Origin of the sequence: Arthrobacter methylotrophus (genome assembly GCF_039539965.1) — a bacterium.
Taxonomy (GTDB): Bacteria; Actinomycetota; Actinomycetes; order Actinomycetales; family Micrococcaceae; genus Arthrobacter; species Arthrobacter methylotrophus.
The window spans coordinates 4,189,840-4,205,821 of sequence record NZ_BAABED010000001.1 but is presented as its reverse complement, the minus strand read 5'-3'; the positions used below and the strand labels follow the sequence as shown (position 1 = coordinate 4,205,821).

General features: G+C 64.8%; 14 protein-coding genes and 3 tRNA genes. 10 read left to right on the top strand and 7 right to left on the bottom strand.

The genetic code is table 11. From position 1 onward, the window contains the following. The first annotated feature begins 60 nt into the window (after positions 1–60). Both hutH and ABD884_RS21660 read left to right on the top strand, forming a co-directional pair. The gene (gene hutH / locus ABD884_RS21665) at positions 61–1,653 is read left to right on the top strand and encodes a histidine ammonia-lyase (RefSeq protein ID WP_345051692.1); all 1,593 of its coding nucleotides are present in this window, start codon (positions 61–63) and stop codon (positions 1,651–1,653) included. A gap of 194 nt (positions 1,654–1,847) precedes the next feature. Beyond that, positions 1,848–2,096, top strand: coding sequence for a hypothetical protein (locus ABD884_RS21660; protein WP_345051686.1), 249 nt, complete (start codon positions 1,848–1,850; stop codon positions 2,094–2,096). A gap of 78 nt (positions 2,097–2,174) precedes the next feature. Here the strand turns inward: ABD884_RS21660 and ABD884_RS21655 are convergent, their stop codons facing one another. The 3 genes from ABD884_RS21655 to ABD884_RS21645 form a co-directional block, all read right to left on the bottom strand. Beyond that, positions 2,175–2,396, bottom strand: a complete 222-nt coding sequence (locus tag ABD884_RS21655; RefSeq protein ID WP_028265637.1) for a hypothetical protein — start codon at positions 2,394–2,396, stop codon at positions 2,175–2,177. 207 nt (positions 2,397–2,603) lie between these two features. After that, positions 2,604–3,569 carry a formimidoylglutamase gene (hutG, locus tag ABD884_RS21650; protein ID WP_345051681.1) on the bottom strand — a complete coding sequence of 322 codons (966 nt, stop codon included), beginning with the start codon at positions 3,567–3,569 and terminating at the stop codon, positions 2,604–2,606. Positions 3,570–3,643: 74 nt separating this feature from the next. Continuing rightward, positions 3,644–5,086 carry an NCS2 family permease gene (locus ABD884_RS21645; RefSeq protein ID WP_345051677.1) on the bottom strand — a complete coding sequence of 481 codons (1,443 nt, stop codon included), beginning with the start codon at positions 5,084–5,086 and terminating at the stop codon, positions 3,644–3,646. Positions 5,087–5,200: 114 nt separating this feature from the next. On the opposite strand from ABD884_RS21645, the gene ABD884_RS21640 reads away from it, so the two are divergent. Then, entirely contained in the window at positions 5,201–5,833 is a 633-nt protein-coding gene (locus tag ABD884_RS21640; RefSeq protein WP_345051674.1) for a copper resistance CopC family protein, read from the top strand. 102 nt (positions 5,834–5,935) lie between these two features. On the opposite strand, the gene ABD884_RS21635 is transcribed toward ABD884_RS21640, so the two are convergent. Then, on the bottom strand, positions 5,936–6,595 hold the full coding sequence (locus tag ABD884_RS21635; RefSeq protein WP_345055183.1) for an NAD(P)/FAD-dependent oxidoreductase: 660 nt from the start codon (positions 6,593–6,595) through the stop codon (positions 5,936–5,938). A 401-nt stretch (positions 6,596–6,996) separates the two neighbouring features. Between ABD884_RS21635 and ABD884_RS21630 the strand changes: the two genes are divergently transcribed. Together ABD884_RS21630 and ABD884_RS21625 are read left to right on the top strand one after the other, a co-directional pair. Next, entirely contained in the window at positions 6,997–8,049 is a 1,053-nt protein-coding gene (locus tag ABD884_RS21630; RefSeq protein WP_345055180.1) for a universal stress protein, read from the top strand. Positions 8,050–8,090: 41 nt separating this feature from the next. After that, the gene (locus ABD884_RS21625) at positions 8,091–10,814 is read left to right on the top strand and encodes a PEP/pyruvate-binding domain-containing protein (RefSeq protein WP_345051670.1); all 2,724 of its coding nucleotides are present in this window, start codon (positions 8,091–8,093) and stop codon (positions 10,812–10,814) included. An 18-nt stretch (positions 10,815–10,832) separates the two neighbouring features. On the opposite strand, the gene ABD884_RS21620 is transcribed toward ABD884_RS21625, so the two are convergent. Together ABD884_RS21620 and ABD884_RS21615 are read right to left on the bottom strand one after the other, a co-directional pair. Then, positions 10,833–11,753: a cation diffusion facilitator family transporter gene (locus ABD884_RS21620; protein WP_345051666.1), complete on the bottom strand. Its 921-nt coding sequence runs from the start codon at positions 11,751–11,753 to the stop codon at positions 10,833–10,835. A 10-nt stretch (positions 11,754–11,763) separates the two neighbouring features. Next, positions 11,764–12,246 carry a metallopeptidase family protein gene (locus ABD884_RS21615; protein WP_345051663.1) on the bottom strand — a complete coding sequence of 161 codons (483 nt, stop codon included), beginning with the start codon at positions 12,244–12,246 and terminating at the stop codon, positions 11,764–11,766. A 120-nt stretch (positions 12,247–12,366) separates the two neighbouring features. On the opposite strand from ABD884_RS21615, the gene ABD884_RS21610 reads away from it, so the two are divergent. Together ABD884_RS21610 and ABD884_RS21605 are read left to right on the top strand one after the other, a co-directional pair. Further along, positions 12,367–13,455, top strand: coding sequence for a LacI family DNA-binding transcriptional regulator (locus ABD884_RS21610; RefSeq protein WP_345051660.1), 1,089 nt, complete (start codon positions 12,367–12,369; stop codon positions 13,453–13,455). Positions 13,456–13,483: 28 nt separating this feature from the next. Beyond that, entirely contained in the window at positions 13,484–14,407 is a 924-nt protein-coding gene (locus ABD884_RS21605) for a carbohydrate kinase family protein (protein ID WP_345051657.1), read from the top strand. A gap of 9 nt (positions 14,408–14,416) precedes the next feature. Here ABD884_RS21605 and ABD884_RS21600 read toward each other — a convergent pair whose 3' ends face one another. Beyond that, positions 14,417–15,325 (bottom strand): DMT family transporter, encoded by a 909-nt coding sequence (locus tag ABD884_RS21600; RefSeq protein ID WP_345051650.1) that lies wholly within the window; start codon positions 15,323–15,325, stop codon positions 14,417–14,419. Between the two features lie 275 nt (positions 15,326–15,600). Here ABD884_RS21600 and ABD884_RS21595 point away from each other — a divergent pair. The 3 genes from ABD884_RS21595 to ABD884_RS21585 all read left to right on the top strand — a co-directional run bounded on the left by ABD884_RS21595 (position 15,601) and on the right by ABD884_RS21585 (position 15,973). Then, positions 15,601–15,673 (top strand) — tRNA-Glu (locus ABD884_RS21595). A 103-nt stretch (positions 15,674–15,776) separates the two neighbouring features. Next, positions 15,777–15,850, top strand: a tRNA-Asp gene (locus tag ABD884_RS21590). 50 nt (positions 15,851–15,900) lie between these two features. Beyond that, a tRNA-Phe gene (locus ABD884_RS21585) sits at positions 15,901–15,973 on the top strand. The last annotated feature ends 9 nt before the right edge of the window (positions 15,974–15,982 follow it).

The window sequence follows — 15,982 nt, the reverse complement described above, 5'->3', positions numbered from 1 at the left end:
GTCGTTTTGAGCGCTCAAAACGACATTAACTGCCAGCTAGTTGGGTGAGAAAGGAACACCATGACACTTACAACACACGAACCAAAGACCGTCACCCTCGGCTCCAGCGGAGTCACACCGGAGGACGTCGTCGCCGTCGCACGCCACGACGCCAAGGTGACCATTTCCCAGGAAGCCCTGGACACGGTGGCGAAGGTCCGCGCACACATCGACGACCTCGCCCACAGCGAGGTCCCCGCGTACGGTGTCTCCACGGGCTTCGGCGCCCTGGCCAACCGCCACATCCCCAACGAACTCCGCACCCAGCTGCAGAAGTCGCTCATCCGCAGCCATGCCGCCGGCATGGGCCCGGCAGTGGAACGCGAAGTGGTCCGCGGCATCATGTTTCTTCGCGCCAAGACCTTGGCATCGGGCCGCACGGGAGTTCGTCCCGTGGTCCTGCAGACCATGGTGGACGTCCTCAACGCCGGCATCACCCCCGTCGTCCGCGAATTCGGATCCCTCGGTTGCTCCGGAGACCTTGCTCCGCTGTCCCACTGCGCCCTGGTCCTGATGGGCGAAGGTGAAGCGATCGGTCCCGACGGCGAACTCTATGGCGCTGCCGGCACGAAGCCTGTCGCCGTGCTGCTCGCCGAACACGGCATCGAGCCCGTCGTCCTTGCGGAAAAGGAAGGCCTGGCGCTGGTCAACGGCACCGAGGGCATGCTCGGCATGCTCCTGATGGCCATCGCCGACCTGCACCTGCTGCTCACGACGGCGGACATCACCGCTGCGCTCAGCGTCGAGGCGCTGCTCGGTACGGACCAGGTTTTCCTGCCTGAGCTGCACGCAGCATTGCGTCCCCACCCGGGCCAGGCAGCCAGCGCGGACAACATGCTGAGGGTGCTCTCCAACTCACCGATCGTTGCTTCGCACCGTGTGAATGACACGAAGGTCCAGGACGCATACTCGCTCCGTTGCGCGCCCCAGGTGGCCGGCGCAGTCCGCGACACGGTGACGCACGCTGAGCTCGTCGCCTCCCGGGAGTTGGCAGCCGCCATCGACAACCCCGTGGTGCTTCCGGATGGCCGAGTGTCCTCCAACGGAAATTTCCACGGCGCCCCCGTGGCCTACGTGCTGGACTTCCTGGCCATCGCCGTCGCGGACCTGTCCTCCATCGCAGAGCGCCGCACGGACCGCATGCTGGACCCGGCCCGCTCACACGGACTCCCGGCCTTCCTTGCCGACGATCCCGGCGTGGACTCGGGCCTCATGATCGCCCAGTACACCCAGGCCGGTCTTGTCTCGGACAACAAGCGCTTGGCCGTGCCGGCGTCGGTGGACTCCATCCCGAGCTCCGCCATGCAGGAAGACCACGTCTCCATGGGTTGGCATGCCGCCCGCAAGCTGCGCAAGGCCATCGAGAACCTGCGCCGCGTCTTGGCCGTGGAACTCGTGACAAGTGCACGCGCACTGGACATCCGCACGAAACTGTCCGGCGGCGAACTTACTCCGGGACCCGCTGGCGCCGCCGTGATCGAGGTGCTGCGCGGCGTCGTCGACGGCCCCGGAACCGACCGTTTCCTCTCACCTGAACTGGAAGCGGCGGACCGCTTGGTAGCCGCTGGCGAGGTGCGGGCGGCCGCCGAATCCGCCGTCGGAATTCTCGCCTGAGACCGAACAAAAAACCGTTCGGGTGAAAAAACGGAAGCGCCCCGGAAATGTTTGGCAATACGTGCCACGGGGCGCTTTCTGTGTAGTAGAACTTATGGGGTACGGCATGTCCACGCCGACGATGTCGTGGGCCTGCCGGGGGAATATCCGTTCACAACTGAAACAACGAACATCCACAAAGGGGTAGAAGTTCAATGAAGGCACGCGGGACAGTCCTGTCCAGGCGAATCGCACAGTCCGCCGTCGTTTCCAATTGGGGAAGCTTGAAGGTGGGGGAGCGGATCGAAGTCTTAAGGCATGCACACGTGGTCGCGGCGGGGGAGGTGCAGGAAGTCTCGGGCAGCGGCAATGTTGTGTGGCTTGAACCTGCCGGACCTGGTGCTGACGAAGCCGCCAAGCAGCTTTTCATGAAGTCCGACGGCGTGGTGCTGCGCCGGGCGTAGCTAGTCGAACAAGTGAATTTCGATGCCAAGAAGCGGCCCTCCCGATGACGCGGAAGGGCCGCTCCTTGGCATGTGAAACTAGGCGGCGATGACTTCGCGGGTCTGGCCGAACGGCACGGACTCGTCAAGGGCCACTGTGTAGTTTCCAGGCTCGTGGCGGGTCACGAGGATCCCGCAGCGGCCGTTGTCTGCTGCAGCCTCGATGAGGGTGCCCACAGCACGGTTCAGCCCGGCGTGGACCTCGTCGACGGACGAAAAGGACAAGCGGATTTCGTTGTGTTCAATTGTTGCGGTGTTCATTGGGGGCTCCTTCTGCAGGGTGCCGCAGGGGGGAGCGGCAATTCCTGCATCAAAAGGTAGCAAAGAGTCGTGGGATGTCCTTCATTCTGGGAGCTGGATCACCGGCTGTCGTCCAACATGCAGGCGCCCAACTAACTCGCAGTAGGTATCGTTATAACGCCTCAGAACGACAACAAATGCGAGTCAGTTGGGCGGGCGACCAGACCGCTAGCCCAGCAGCGTGTTCACCAAGCGCGCGGCTACCTTGGCGGTCCGCGAGTCGATGTCGAATCCGGGGTTGAGTTCGGCGACGTCCACGTGCAGGAGCTTCCCGCTCGCGGCGAGTTGCCGGCACACAGCGCTGATGACGGGCAACGGAACGCCATACGCCGCGGGAGCGCTCACGCCGGGAGCCACCGATGCCGGAAGCACGTCCAGGTCAATCGTCAGGTACAGCACGTCCACGGTGTCCAGGAACCGCCCCACGAACTCCCGAACGGCTTCCGCGGAGCAGTCCTCATCCAGTAAGTACTTCACGCCCAAGCGATGCGCCGTGTCGAAGAGTGCACGGGTGTTGTTGGGCTCGGAAATTCCGACGACGGCGTATTTCAGTTCGCGGCTGGCGGCGGCTTCCGCTCGCGCCATCTGCAGGAACGGCGTGCCCGAGCTCGGCACCGGCTCGTCACGCAGGTCGAAATGCGCATCCAGGTTCAGCACACCGAGCCGCTTCCCACTGCGCATGGCCTCTGAGCCAGCCACGCCCAGGTAGCTTGCGAAGGCGGTTTCGTGGCCGCCGCCGAGCAGTACCGTGAGCTTGCCGGCGTCGAGCAATGCGGAGATCACGCGGCCGGCGCGCTCCTGCCCCGCCTCCAGCGAGCCGTCCTCCACAACGACGTCGCCGGCGTCGAAGACGTCCCGGTCCAGATGGAAAGCCAGCGGAGCCAAGGCTTGCCGGATAGCCACCGGCGCGGCCGCCGCGCCGGTCCGGCCTTTGTTGCGCCGCACCCCCTCATCACTGCGAAACCCCACGACGACGGCGGGCCGGGGACCCGCTTCGCTCGCGCCGGGGGATTCTGCGCAGGGGGTGTAAGGCGTCACCACTTGCCACCAGCGCCGGTGCTGCTCGCCGTCGCCGTCGAAACGGCCGGTCCACGGCGTCGGGCGTATGTCGGCAACAGCCGGGGAAATCTCCATGATCCAAGCTCAGCTCATGGCGGCGCCGAAATACACCTCCGGCGGCCGAAGGGTGTCCGGTATTCCGGAAAGGCCTATTTGACGCCCAGGATTTCCTCGACCGGACCGATCCCGAAGAACAGCAGGAATGCCGCGGCCACGGCCCACATGAGCGGATGGACTTCGCGGGCCCGGCCTTGGAACGTGCGGATCAGGGCGAAGGAAATGAACCCCGCACCCAGGCCGTTGGCGATCGAGTAGGTGAACGGCATGAGGGACATGGTCAGGAACGCAGGAATGCCCACACCCCAGTCCTGCCAATGGATCTTCCCCACTTGCGACACCATCATGAAGCCCACCACCACCAGGGCGGGAGCCACAGCCTCGAACGGGACCAAGTTGATGAGCGGGGTGAAGAACATGGCCACCAGGAACAACAGGCCCGTCACGATCGAAGCCAGCCCGGTGCGGGCGCCCTCGCCGATGCCCGCACCCGACTCCACGAAGATCTGGTTGGAGGACACGGAGGCCCCGCCGCCCACGATCGCGCTGAGGGCGTCCACTTGGAGGACACGGTCCACATTGGGGATGTTCCCGTGCTTGTCGATGTTTCCGGCTTCCCTCGCCAGGCCCACCATGGTGCCCATGGCATCGAAGAAGATGCTGAGGAGGATCACGAAAGCCAAGAGGGTGGCGGCGATGATGCCGAGGTGTTGGAAGGCGCCGAGGGGGTTGGCCTTGCCGATGAGGGACAGGTCCGGGGCGGCCCACTCGGTGAACTTGGGGGCAACCAGGGACCAGCCGCGGGGGTTGTAGTTCTTACCGTCGAAACTCGGACCGATGTGCAGGGTGAATTCCAGGATGGCTGCGAGGGCCGTGGAGACGATGATGCCGATCAAGATGGCGCCACGCACCTTGCGGACCACCAAGGCGATGGTCAGGACAAGGCCAACGACGAACACCAGGGTGGGCCAGCCAAGCAGCTTCCCGTCGACGCCCAGGCCGAGGGGGACGGTGGTACCGGCGGCGTCCGGGATGCGGCGCACGAAGCCGGCATTGACCAGGCCGATCAGGGCGATGAAGAGGCCGATGCCCACCACGATCGCAGTCTTCAGTGCCTCGGGTACGGCCTTGAACACCGCGGTCCGGAAACCGGTGAGCACCAGAATGAGCATGGTCAACCCCGAGAGCATGACGAGGCCCATCATGTCCGGCCACGTCAGGCCGGGATGCGAGGCAATCGTGACGGCCACGAACGCATTGACGCCCAGTCCGGTAGCCACTGCGAAGGGGTGCTTTGCCCAAGCTCCCATGATGATGGTCATGATGCCTGCCACGAAGGCAGTGGTGGCGGCGACGGCGGCGAACCCTAGCGAGGCGCCATGGGAGTCCGCCCCGGAAAGGATCAAGGGGTTGAGGACCACGATGTAGCTCATGGCAAAGAAGGTGGCGAAGCCGCCTCGGATTTCCCGCGAGTAGTTGGATCCGCGTTCCGAAATCTTGAAGTAGCGATCGATGGCTGAGCCCTGTTTGAGCATGGAGGTCTCCGGGAATCGGGGAAATGTGCTCTCAAATCCTATGCCCGCAGCTTCGGTGCACTCGCGAATTCGCCTAGTCTGTAAGGAATCCAACACTAAGGGAGTCCATCGCTCATGCGCCCCATCCGCCAGTTGCTGGCCGTCGTCCTCGCTTTCACCGCGGCCCTTTTTTCGGCCGCCCTGTTCTCGGCGGCACCTGCCTTCGCGCACGACGTCGCCGAGTCAACCTCGCCCGCCAACGGATCAACCGTTGCCAGCGTCCCCGATTCCGTGTCGATCACCTTCAACAACCGGCCGCTTTTGCTCGGCTCGCAGGTGCAGGTCAAGGACGCGTCCGGGCAGGACTGGGCAGACGGTTCCGTGGACATTGTGGACACCGTGGTATCGCAGAAGTTGCGGTCCGGGGCACCTGCCGGGGCCTTCACGGTGGTGTGGCGTGTGGTCAGTTCGGATTCGCACCCCATTGAGGGCACGTTCACTTTCACTGCGAAGTCAGGAAGTACGACGGCGGGCGGCGGCGCGGTGGGACCCGCGCCTTCGGTCGAGGTTCCCACCGCCGGCACTGCGGCTCCGGGGTCCACCACGACGCCGGAAAACACCACCGATGCTTCCCAGCCCTTCCCTTGGAGCATCGTGGCCTTCGCAGTAGTGGCCGCGGGGCTCTTGGTGTTCCTGGGTGTCACTGCACGACGCCGGCTGGCAGGGGACTCCGAGGAGTCCAGCGACGATGAGTCAAAGGAACCGTAGCCGGAACGCTCCTTCCTGACCCTGTTTGAGCCAGAAATTCCCGCGACATACCTCAGCAAGAGCGTGTCGCGCGCGTGGGGAATTCAAAGAAGGTCAGGAAGGCTAGGCCAGGGCCGGAACTGCTGCGAAGGTGCCAGTAAGGGCCCCATGGACGCTGCCCGGGTGCACCTTGGCGGAAATCGCCTGGCCCACTACCTTGGCTTGGCGCAGGACTTCCTTCGGCGTGGGCGTGGCGAGCTCACCAACGCCCACCAGATACATTCCCATCGCGCGCATGGCGGCGACGAGGTTCTGTCCGATCGCGATGCCGAGTTCGGCGAGCATCCTCCGCAACTGGCTCTGCCCGCAGCGAGTGACAACAACGTGGTCGGCTAGAAGTACTCCGTTGGCCGTGTGGATGGCCCATTGGCGGGAAGGCGCTTCTGGAGAGGCCAAGCCCGGCGAGACCGCGCCGGCGGGGGCCTCGTCCAAACGATCCAGGCGGACAGCTCGCGTCGTGCTCCGTACATCGAGGCTGTGGCTGGCTGCGTAGTTGCGCAGGTGCCTCAGGATTTCGCTGCGCTCCTGGAGGCAGGCCGCGTCAGCGGCGTCGCAGCGCTGGAGGATGCCGGTGTTGAGCGGCTGCGAAGTACGGGGGACATACATCCCGTCCACCACGATCGCGTCCACTCCGTAGCGGCTGAGTTCACTAGCTACGGCCAAGCCGGACATGCCGGTACCGATGACCACGGTGGTGGTGCGTTCCGTACTCGCAGCAGGCATGGTTGACACAGCTTGGCTCCTCCTTGAAAGATGCATTGCCGAAGGCAACACGGGCGGCGTCCGGGTCCCCCAAGCGGTCGCAAATGATGGCCGTTGACGTGTTGAAAAACACCATCCCCGGTCACCAGTGCCTCGAACATTACAGAAGAAATCGCGTGGTGGATAGCCCCGTCATCGGCATGTCTGCCAAAGCGTTTTTTACGCGGCGATCCTACCGAATCCAAGCCGCTCGGACGGGTTTCCACCAGCGATTCGTGCCGCTTGATTCGGCCCTTGCAAACGAGAATAGTGAGCATTGGAGACCGCAACTCACGGCAGTCAAGCAAGAAACACGTTGTTGGCGCGGCCTCTGGCAGAATAGCCGCAACATCAGCCAGCAGCAGTGCGAGGAAGCAGGGCCCATGGACCAGCACGGCAAACACTCTGAAAGTCATCATGCAGAGACGGAAGGCAACAGAGTGGAACCATCGATTGCCCCCGGCGGGATCGTGGTGGGCGTTGACGGTAGCGAACACGGTCAATGCGCCCTCATTTGGGCTGCACGCGAGGCCGAACGCAGGCAGCTTCCGCTGCATGTAGTCACGGCCTACTCCGTGCCTATCTTCGCGGCTTCCGGCTTGGACGGGGGCTATGCAACCGTGGATGACTCCGTTATCCGGGACGGTGCCGAGGCAATCGTCAAGCAGGCCCTTGAGAAGGTTTCCGGCTATGCCATCGACGTCGATGGATCGGTGGAGAACGGAGATGCCTCCGGTGTGCTGCTTGATCTATCCGAAACGGCAGAGCTCCTGGTCTTCGGTACCCGGGGACGCGGCGGATTCGTGGGCAGGCTCCTGGGCTCCGTGAGCAGCGCCCTTCCGGCGCACTCCAAGTGCCCCACCGTGACTGTCCCGCTCTTCTGCGCGGACCGCTTGGGCGAAACCACGGAGGACAAGCACATCAAGGCCGAGCGGGCAAAGGCCGGTCCCCACATGATCGAGAATGTGGTGGCAGTGGGTGTAGACGGTTCGGAACAGGCTCGTGTAGCTGTATTGGAAGCCGCCGAACAAGCCCAACGCATGGGTGCAAAGCTGCGTGTCATTTGCGCCGTACCTGAGTACAGCGGCTCCTTGGCCTGGGTTCCGGCCCCCTTGGACCGGGAAGCGCTCTTCAAGGACATCAAGGTTCAACTCGAAGCAGGCTTGGCATGGATTAAGAGCCACTTCCCCAAGCTTCCCGTGGAGACGCAACTGCTGGATGGTTCGCCCGTTGAAGTCCTCGTGGAAGTGAGCCGCGGCGTCGAACTCGTCGTGCTCGGCACCCGAGGACGGGGAGGCTTCGCAGGGATGCTCCTGGGATCGACGTCCGACGGAGTCCTGCACCACGCCAAAGGCCCTGTGCTGGTTGTTCCTGACCGCGAGGATCCCAGGTTGGCAGACCGCGTCAGCTTCGGTCCCATGCTCGGCGCCGTATAGCTCTCAAGCGGCCAAGGACCGGGGGACGCGGGCAGGCGAAGATGGCGGATTACACAGACCCTGGCTACATCATCGAACTGTTCCGGATCCGGGCAAACATGCTGCCAAGGGTCGGCGGCAAGGCGGCCAACCTCGGCGAACTGATCTGGGCGGGGCTTCCGGTCCCGCCCGGGTTTTGCCTGACCACCGAGGCGTATCGGCGCGCACTTCAGCCCGGAGCCAGCCCAGGAACGGGAGGGCTCGGGGATATTCTCCGTGGTCTTAGGGCAGCAGATCCCGGCGACCTCGAGGGGCTCGCTTCCCTTGCGGCCGGGGCAAGGGAAGCAGTGCTCGACGCCGGGATCCCGGCCGCCGTCGAGGACGCAGTTCGCTTGGCCTACTCGGCGCTGGACCCGGAAGCCGCGGTGGCCGTCAGATCCTCCGCCACGGCCGAAGACCTGCCCTTCGCGAGTTTTGCCGGACAGCAGGACACTTACCTGAATGTCGTGAGTGCGGACGCCGTGCTGGAAGCCGTCCGCAAGTGCTGGGCCTCCCTGTGGACGGACCGGGCGGTCAGCTACCGGGCACGCAACGGGATTGACCACGCCGCGGTGAGCCTCGCCGTCGTCGTTCAACGGATGGTGGACGCTGAGACAGCGGGGGTGTTGTTTACCGCCAATCCGGTGACCGGGCGGCGCCGCGAGGCGGTCATTGATGCCAGTCCCGGACTTGGCGAGGCCGTGGTCTCGGGCGCCGTGAATCCGGACCACTTCGTGGTGGACTCGCTGACGGGCAGGATCACGGAACGAAGGATCGGGGACCGGAAGCTGCTGATCCGGTCCATCCCCGGAGGGGGCACCGAACGGATCGACGCTCCCGAATCCCGGAACGCACCGGGTGTTGCTTGCCTTGACGACTCCCAAATCAGGGCGCTCGCTGTCTTGGGCCAGCGCGTCGAGGAGCACTTCGGGGCACCGCAGGACACCGAATGGGCCATCGACGGCGACCGCAAGCTGTGGCTCACCCAGGCCCGGCCCATCACCACGCTCTACCCGCAAATGACCCGCCAGCCCGCAGTCCCTGGTCCGCACGCGTACCTTTGCTTCAGCCTCGCCCAAGGGCTGACCCGTCCCCTGACTCCCATGGGCCTGGCAGGCATCAGGCTCATGGCGTCCTCGGTAGCTGGCGCGGCGGGATTCCAGGTTCCCGAACCACGGAACGGCCCTTCGCCCTATTACGAGGCAGGGCAGCGGATCTACTTTGATTTCTCTTCTGTGTTGCGGAGCGAGACCGGCCGGAGCCTCGTGCCCAGGATCTTCGACGTCATGGAGGCGCGTTCGGCGGCGATGATGCGCGCCCTGTTCGAGGACCCGCTTTTCGCCGTCACCAGCAGGACGCCGTTCAAGCTGATCCGGCACGTCGCCCCGATCCTGCTCCGCTTCCGCGTCCCTGAAAACCTCCTTCGCGCTCTCTTCCGGCCGACCGCCGCCCTGGACAAGGTGGAACGGGTGGGAGGCGAGCTGAAGGCTGCGCTCGAAATCTCCGCCGATGCCACAGCCCGGGAAAGGCTGGACCACGCAGAGCGGATCTTGGGCGAGGAACTGTTCCCCATGCTCCCCGCCATGTTGCCCCCGGTGGCACTTGGCTTCGCAATGATGGGGCTGGTCCGCAAACTCCTTGGCGAGCAGGCCTCCTGGGGTGAGCTCCAGACGGTCATCCGCGGCCTGCCCAACAACGTGACTACGGAAATGGACCTTGCGCTGTGGCGACTCGCAAGCAGTATCCGCGACGATCCAGCTTCCGCCGGGGCCTTTACAAACGGCGAGCCCGCTCCGCTCGCGGAGAGCTACCGCGACGGCGGGCTGCCCGCCGTCGCGCAGTCGGGTTTGGCGGCGTTCCTGCGCGACTACGGGCACCGGGCCATCGCGGAGATCGACCTGGGCGTGCCCCGCTGGTCCGAGGACCCCACCCACATCGTCGGAGTCTTGGCCAACTATCTCCGCCTGGACAATACCCGTCTGTCGCCGGACAAACAGTTCGAGAAAGCAGCCCACGACGCCGAGGAACAGGCTGCCGTGTTGGTGGCCCGTGCGCGGTCCAGGAGTCCGCTCCACGCCAGGATCGTGAAAATGGCACTTGAGCGGACGCGGATGTTCGCGGGACTCCGCGAACATCCCAAGTACAACCTGGTGCTGGGCTTTGCTGCGGTCCGCGCGCAGCTGGCCTCCGTCGGGGAGGTCCTGGCGGACGAGGGAAGAATCGAGGACGCCGGGGACATATTTTTCCTGGATTTCGATGACGCCCACCGCAGCCTGGAGGGCGCGGATCTCCGTGCCTTGGTAGCGGAGAGGCGTGAGGCCTATGAGCTTGAACTCAGGCGTCGGCACGTGCCCCGCGTGCTGCTCTCGGACGGCACGGAACCGGAAGCGCTGCCCTCCGGCCTGCGCCGAGGGACCGGAGTTCCGCCGTCGGACGGCATGCTGCTGGGAACCCCGGCGTCGGCGGGAACGGTGACCGCTGCGGCCAGGGTAATCATGGACCCTGTGGGCGCGCATCTCGAACCCGGGGAAATCCTGGTGGCACCGTCCACGGATCCCGGCTGGACGCCCCTGTTCCTGACTGCCGGGGGCCTCGTCATGGAGATGGGTGGGCCCAACTCCCATGGCGCCGTCGTGGCCCGGGAGTACGGGATCCCGGCAGTCGTGGGCGTCCCGGATGCCACGTCCCGGATCAGTTCGGGCCAGAGGATCACGGTGGACGGCGCCACGGGGACGGTGGCCACCTAGCTCGATTTCAATGCCGAGCTAGGCGTGTTGGTGCGTTTCGTGTGCCGAGTGGCCAGCGGGTTCCAGCTGGAAGGTGCAGTGCTCGGTGTCGAAGTGCGAGCCGAGGCAGGACCCGAGTTGGTCCAGGAGCCGGTCCGCGCCTGTGGCGTCCAGTATCCGGTCCTCCACCACTACGTGGGCCGAGAAGACCGGAACGCCCGAGGTGATGGTCCAGATGTGGATGTCGTGAACGGCCACCACGCCTTCGACGGAGAGGATGTGCTCGCGGATCATTTTGACCTCGACACCCTTGGGCGTGGCCTCCAGCAGTACGTCGACCACATCGCGCAGCAAATGCCAGGCCCTGGGCAGGATCATGAGCGAGATCAGGATGGAGGCGATGGGGTCGGCGGCCCGGAAATCAGTGACCGTGATGACAATCGCGGCCGCGATGACGGCGAACGAACCCAACAGATCGCCCAGGACTTCGAGGTAGGCGCCGCGGACGTTCAGGCTCTCCTTCTGGGCCCCGCGCAGGATGAGGAGTGAGACCAGATTGGCGACCGCGCCCAGAATGGCAGCAAAGAGCATGACGTCAGTGTGGATCTCCGGTGTCTCCCCGAAACGGCGGAGCGCCTCGATGAAGATCACCACGGAGATCACAATCAAAATGAGGGCGTTAGCCAGCGCCGCCAGGACCTCGGCACGCTGGTACCCGTAAGTGCGTTGATCACTCGCGGGCCGGGTGGCTATCCAGGCGGCAAGCAACGCAATGAACACGCCTGCGGCATCGGAGAGCATGTGGCCTGCGTCAGCCAGCAGCGCCAATGAACCGGAGACGACGGCGCCCGCCACCTGGATGACCACCACCGCGAGGGTGATGCCCAAGACAGCGATGAGCCGCTTCCGGTGTTTGCCCGTTGCGGTGACGCCGTGTGAGTGGTTGTGATCGTGCCCCATGCCTACAAGGCTATCCCCAGCCGAGCTCGTGCAAACGGTCGTCGCCGATTCCGAAGTGATGGGCGATCTCGTGGATCACGGTAATGGCGACTTCGTCGATCACTTCCTGACGCGATCCGCAGATATCCAGGATCGGTTGCCGGAAGATGGTAATCCGGTCCGGGAGGGAGCCGGCATCCCACCACGAGTCCCGTTCCGTCAGAGGCACCCCCTCATACAGGCCAAGCAGCACCGTGCCAGGATCGTCACCGGGCTGTGGTGTGTAGTCGTCCTCGATGAAGATGGCCACATTGTCCATGGCACGGGCCGCTTTGTCGGGGATCAGGAGCAGGGCGTCACCGACTGCAGCCTCGAAGTCTTCCGGCGACATACTGAACGAAGCCACACCAAGCGGCGCCGGCCCGGTTCCGGGGAGTGACGAGGACATATGCTGGCCGCCGGGGGCTTCGCCGTCGGGAACGATCGGCAAGCCGGGAGGTAAATTCGCGGGCATGTTCCGACTCTAGTCCGCGGCCCGGTCGTTGACGCCGGATCTGCTGGCAGCTACAGTTTCCCAGGCCGGTAATTCGTATAACCACGCCCTAGATTAAGCCCAGCCGCTCGTGCAGATCCTGTGACCAGCACCCAAACGCTCCAACAGACAGGCCCGCACATGACCCGCCCCGGGAGTAGGCCCGGCACGACGATGAACGACGTCGCTGCCGCTGCGGGCGTTTCCCAGGCCACGGTTTCCCTGGTGCTTAACGATGCAGCGGGAACCAGATTCTCGGAGGAAACCCGGCACCGGGTCCATGCTGCCGCCCATCAACTGGGGTACCGGACCAACGCCCACGCCAAGGTTCTGCGGGACGGCGTGGCCGGGATGCTCGGCTTCGTGGGCGACTTCGTGGCCACCGCGCCCTTCGCGGGCACCATCATCGAGGGCGCCCAGGCCCGGGCTGGGGAGGCCGGACTGCTGCTCCTGACCGTCAACACCGGCGGGGACAAAGCGTTAGAAGCCGCTTCGCTGGAGACGATGCTGTCGTACAAGGTGGCCGGAGTGGTCTATGCCGCCATGGAGCACCGGGTCCTTGACGTGCCCGACGTCCTCGCGGAAGTGCCCGCCGTCGTGCTCAATTCGCGCGACCGTTCCGGACGCTTCCCCAGCTTCGTCCCGCAAGAGGAGCTGGGCGGGTACACCGCCACCAAACGCCTGCTCGACGCCGGCCATCGCCGCATTGCGATGATCAACATCGGTGCGGTGGACAGTGAGCTTCCCGCCGTCGTCGGACGCTATGCGGGCCACCTCCGCGCGCTCGAGGAGGCTGGCATCCGTGCCGATCCCCGGCTTCACCGCAGTGGTGACGGCCATGAATCGAGCGGTTTCACCAACGCCGTTGCACTCATGGCCGAACCGCGGCCACCCACGGCCATCTTCTGCGCCAGCGACCGCACTGCCTGGGGCGCCTACCAAGCGCTGGCCCGGCTCGGGGTGTCTATCCCGCACGATGTGTCCCTGGTGGGTTTCGACAACCAGGAAACGCTCGCACCGCACTTGCGGCCCGGGCTGACCACCCTGCAGCTGCCCTTCCTTGAGATGGGCAGGCGAGCCGTCGAACTGATCTTGGCCGGTGCGGATCGCGACGGCAGCACAGAATATTTTGAATGCCCCCTTGTCGAACGCCATTCCGTAGCGCCCCCGAAATCCACCAGTTGCCACTGAAACTCCCCACCCAAGGAACAGGAACAGCATGAAGTACTCCGCGCCCCTTGCGCCCGAGCCGCTCGACGTCGTCGTCGTCGGCGAAGCGCTCATCGACATCGTCAACTCGCCCGAAGGGCAAACCGAATACCCCGGCGGTTCGCCGGCAAACGTCGCCTACGGCCTCGGAAGGCTCGACGTGAAGGCCGGGCTGCTGACCGCCGTCGGGCGTGATCCGCGGGGCGAGGCCATCGCGGCGCACCTTGCAAGCGCCGGCGTGGTGGTGCTGCCGGGCTCGCAATCGCTCGCGAAGACCGCGACGGCGACGGCGGAGATCGCCGCGGACGGTTCGGCCGAGTACACCTTCGACATCGAGTGGACGCTGGCCCCCGCAGCCCTCCCCTACGCCCCGAAAGTGCTGCACACGGGATCGATCGCCACGTTCCTTGAGCCTGGTGCTGCCGTCGTCAGGAACCTGATGGAGCAGGCACAAGGCGGGTCCATCGTCACCTACGATCCCAACATCCGCACGGACCTCCTCGGCAGCCACAGCGAGGCGCTCCGCATTTTCGAAGAGCTCGTCCCGCTGACCACCGTCGTGAAGCTCAGCGATGACGACGCGTTCTGGCTCTACCCCGGCAAGTCCTTGGAAGAGAGCGCCGAACACATCCTGGGCCTCGGCGCCGGACTGGTTGTTCTCACCCGGGGCGCCCAAGGCTCCCTCATGGCGACGCCGCACACCCGGATCACGGTCCCGGCCGTCACGTCGATGGTTGCAGACACGATCGGCGCCGGCGATTCCTACATGTCGGCGCTCATCCTCGGACTCCTGCTGCGCGGTAGCCAAGGACTTGCCCCCACGGTCCTCGAACGCATCGGACAGACCGCCTCCATGGCTGCCGCAATTACGGTCGGGCGCCCGGGGGCCAACCCGCCCACCCACCGCGAGCTTCTCGCGGGGATGGCAAGGTAGGAGCGGCCCCTAGCGGGACCTGCGCCGCGTCAGCCCGACGCCGAGTAGGCAGATCGCGCCGCCTACCAAGCCCCAGATGGTGGGGATCTCCTGGAGCACCGCCCAAGAAATCAGGATCGTGGTGCCTGGAACCAGATACGTCGTGGCGGCGAGTTTCCCGGCCTGGATGAGGGACAGGGCGTAGGCCCACGTGGTGAAAGCGATAGCCGTGGGGAAGATCCCCAAATACACCAAGCCCAGCGTTGCCGGAAGGGGCGCGGCCTGCACTTCGGCCACCAGTTGACCGGCCCACGGCAGGCAGCACACGGCGCCCACCAGGATGCCGAACCAGGTGGCTTGCACTGCTGAGAACCTGCGCATCACGGGCTTCTGGACAGTCATGCTCACGGCGGCGAGCACAGCGGCAAGCAGGCATAACAGCACTCCGGTGACGTCCGCCGTCGAGCGTTGCCCCGAACCGAGCGCGATCAGCGCAACCCCGCCGAATGCCACGAGGCTGCCGATGATCAGCCAGCGTGGAAATCCCTCTTTCAGGGTGACGCCGGCGAGAACCGCGACCAGAATCGGTGAGACGTTGATGAGCATCGCGCTGGTTCCGGCATCGAGCATGTGCTCGGCGGCGTTCAGGGCGAGGTTGTAACCGGCAAACCACATGACGCCATAGGCGAGGATGGGCAGCCATTCGCGACCTTCAGGCCAGTGCTTGAGCCGCGGCAGGGCGACAATACCGAGCGCGACGGCGGCAACCACCAACCGTCCGAGCGTCAAGGAACCGGGGGAGAAGCTGGGTCCCACGGCGCGGATGCCTACGAAGGCGGACGCCCAAAGGACAACGGTGACGACGACGGCGGCGATGCCGAGCTTGCTGATGGTCCGGGAGTTGGTGGTCGCCGGAGAACTTGGGGTGCTTGTGGCCATGATGCCAATCTAGCCCGCCAATTGCAGGACGGACTGGCGGTTTTCGGACGTCTTTCAACAAGAAACCGCCAACTCTATCGAAGTGGATTTGAGGCCCGTTAGCGGCCCTCGTTTGAGGCCCGGTTGCGTCCCGATTTGAACAGCTAAGTGCGCGATTTGGGAATATCCCTGACTATGCTCTAAAGTTTTAGAGTCCAGTTCGGACGAGCGAGAAGCGGGACGCAGGCGGGAAATCGCATGGCGTTGTTGACCGTCGCGAATTCGGATTGTTCCAGGCCCCCATCGTCTAGCGGCCTAGGACACCGCCCTTTCACGGCGGCGGCACGGGTTCGAATCCCGTTGGGGGTACGCAAGGAACTGGTCAGGTCGGACTGAAAAGTCTGGTAGGCTGGGATCCTTGAAAAAATCGCGGTAGAGATACTGCGAGCGTAGTAGAGATACTACACTGCAAGGCCCTGTAGCGCAGTTGGTTAGCGCGCCGCCCTGTCACGGCGGAGGTCGCGGGTTCAAGTCCCGTCAGGGTCGCTCTGATTGCCGGAAGAAATTCCGGCAATCATGGTGACATTGTCACCTAAGGCTCTGTAGCTCAGTTGGTAGAGCGTTCGACTGAAAATCGAAAGGTCACCGGATCGACGCCGGTCGGAGCCACCTTAAACC

Coding starts and splice junctions, on each gene's coding strand:
- hutH (WP_345051692.1), top strand. CDS start 61: ATGACACTTACAACACACGAACCAAAGACCGTCACCCTCGGCTCCAGC.
- ABD884_RS21660 (WP_345051686.1), top strand. CDS start 1,848: ATGAAGGCACGCGGGACAGTCCTGTCCAGGCGAATCGCACAGTCCGCC.
- ABD884_RS21655 (WP_028265637.1), bottom strand. CDS start 2,396: ATGAACACCGCAACAATTGAACACAACGAAATCCGCTTGTCCTTTTCG.
- hutG (WP_345051681.1), bottom strand. CDS start 3,569: ATGGAGATTTCCCCGGCTGTTGCCGACATACGCCCGACGCCGTGGACC.
- ABD884_RS21645 (WP_345051677.1), bottom strand. CDS start 5,086: ATGCTCAAACAGGGCTCAGCCATCGATCGCTACTTCAAGATTTCGGAA.
- ABD884_RS21640 (WP_345051674.1), top strand. CDS start 5,201: ATGCGCCCCATCCGCCAGTTGCTGGCCGTCGTCCTCGCTTTCACCGCG.
- ABD884_RS21635 (WP_345055183.1), bottom strand. CDS start 6,595: ATGCCTGCTGCGAGTACGGAACGCACCACCACCGTGGTCATCGGTACC.
- ABD884_RS21630 (WP_345055180.1), top strand. CDS start 6,997: ATGGACCAGCACGGCAAACACTCTGAAAGTCATCATGCAGAGACGGAA.
- ABD884_RS21625 (WP_345051670.1), top strand. CDS start 8,091: ATGGCGGATTACACAGACCCTGGCTACATCATCGAACTGTTCCGGATC.
- ABD884_RS21620 (WP_345051666.1), bottom strand. CDS start 11,753: ATGGGGCACGATCACAACCACTCACACGGCGTCACCGCAACGGGCAAA.
- ABD884_RS21615 (WP_345051663.1), bottom strand. CDS start 12,246: ATGCCCGCGAATTTACCTCCCGGCTTGCCGATCGTTCCCGACGGCGAA.
- ABD884_RS21605 (WP_345051657.1), top strand. CDS start 13,484: ATGAAGTACTCCGCGCCCCTTGCGCCCGAGCCGCTCGACGTCGTCGTC.
- ABD884_RS21600 (WP_345051650.1), bottom strand. CDS start 15,325: ATGGCCACAAGCACCCCAAGTTCTCCGGCGACCACCAACTCCCGGACC.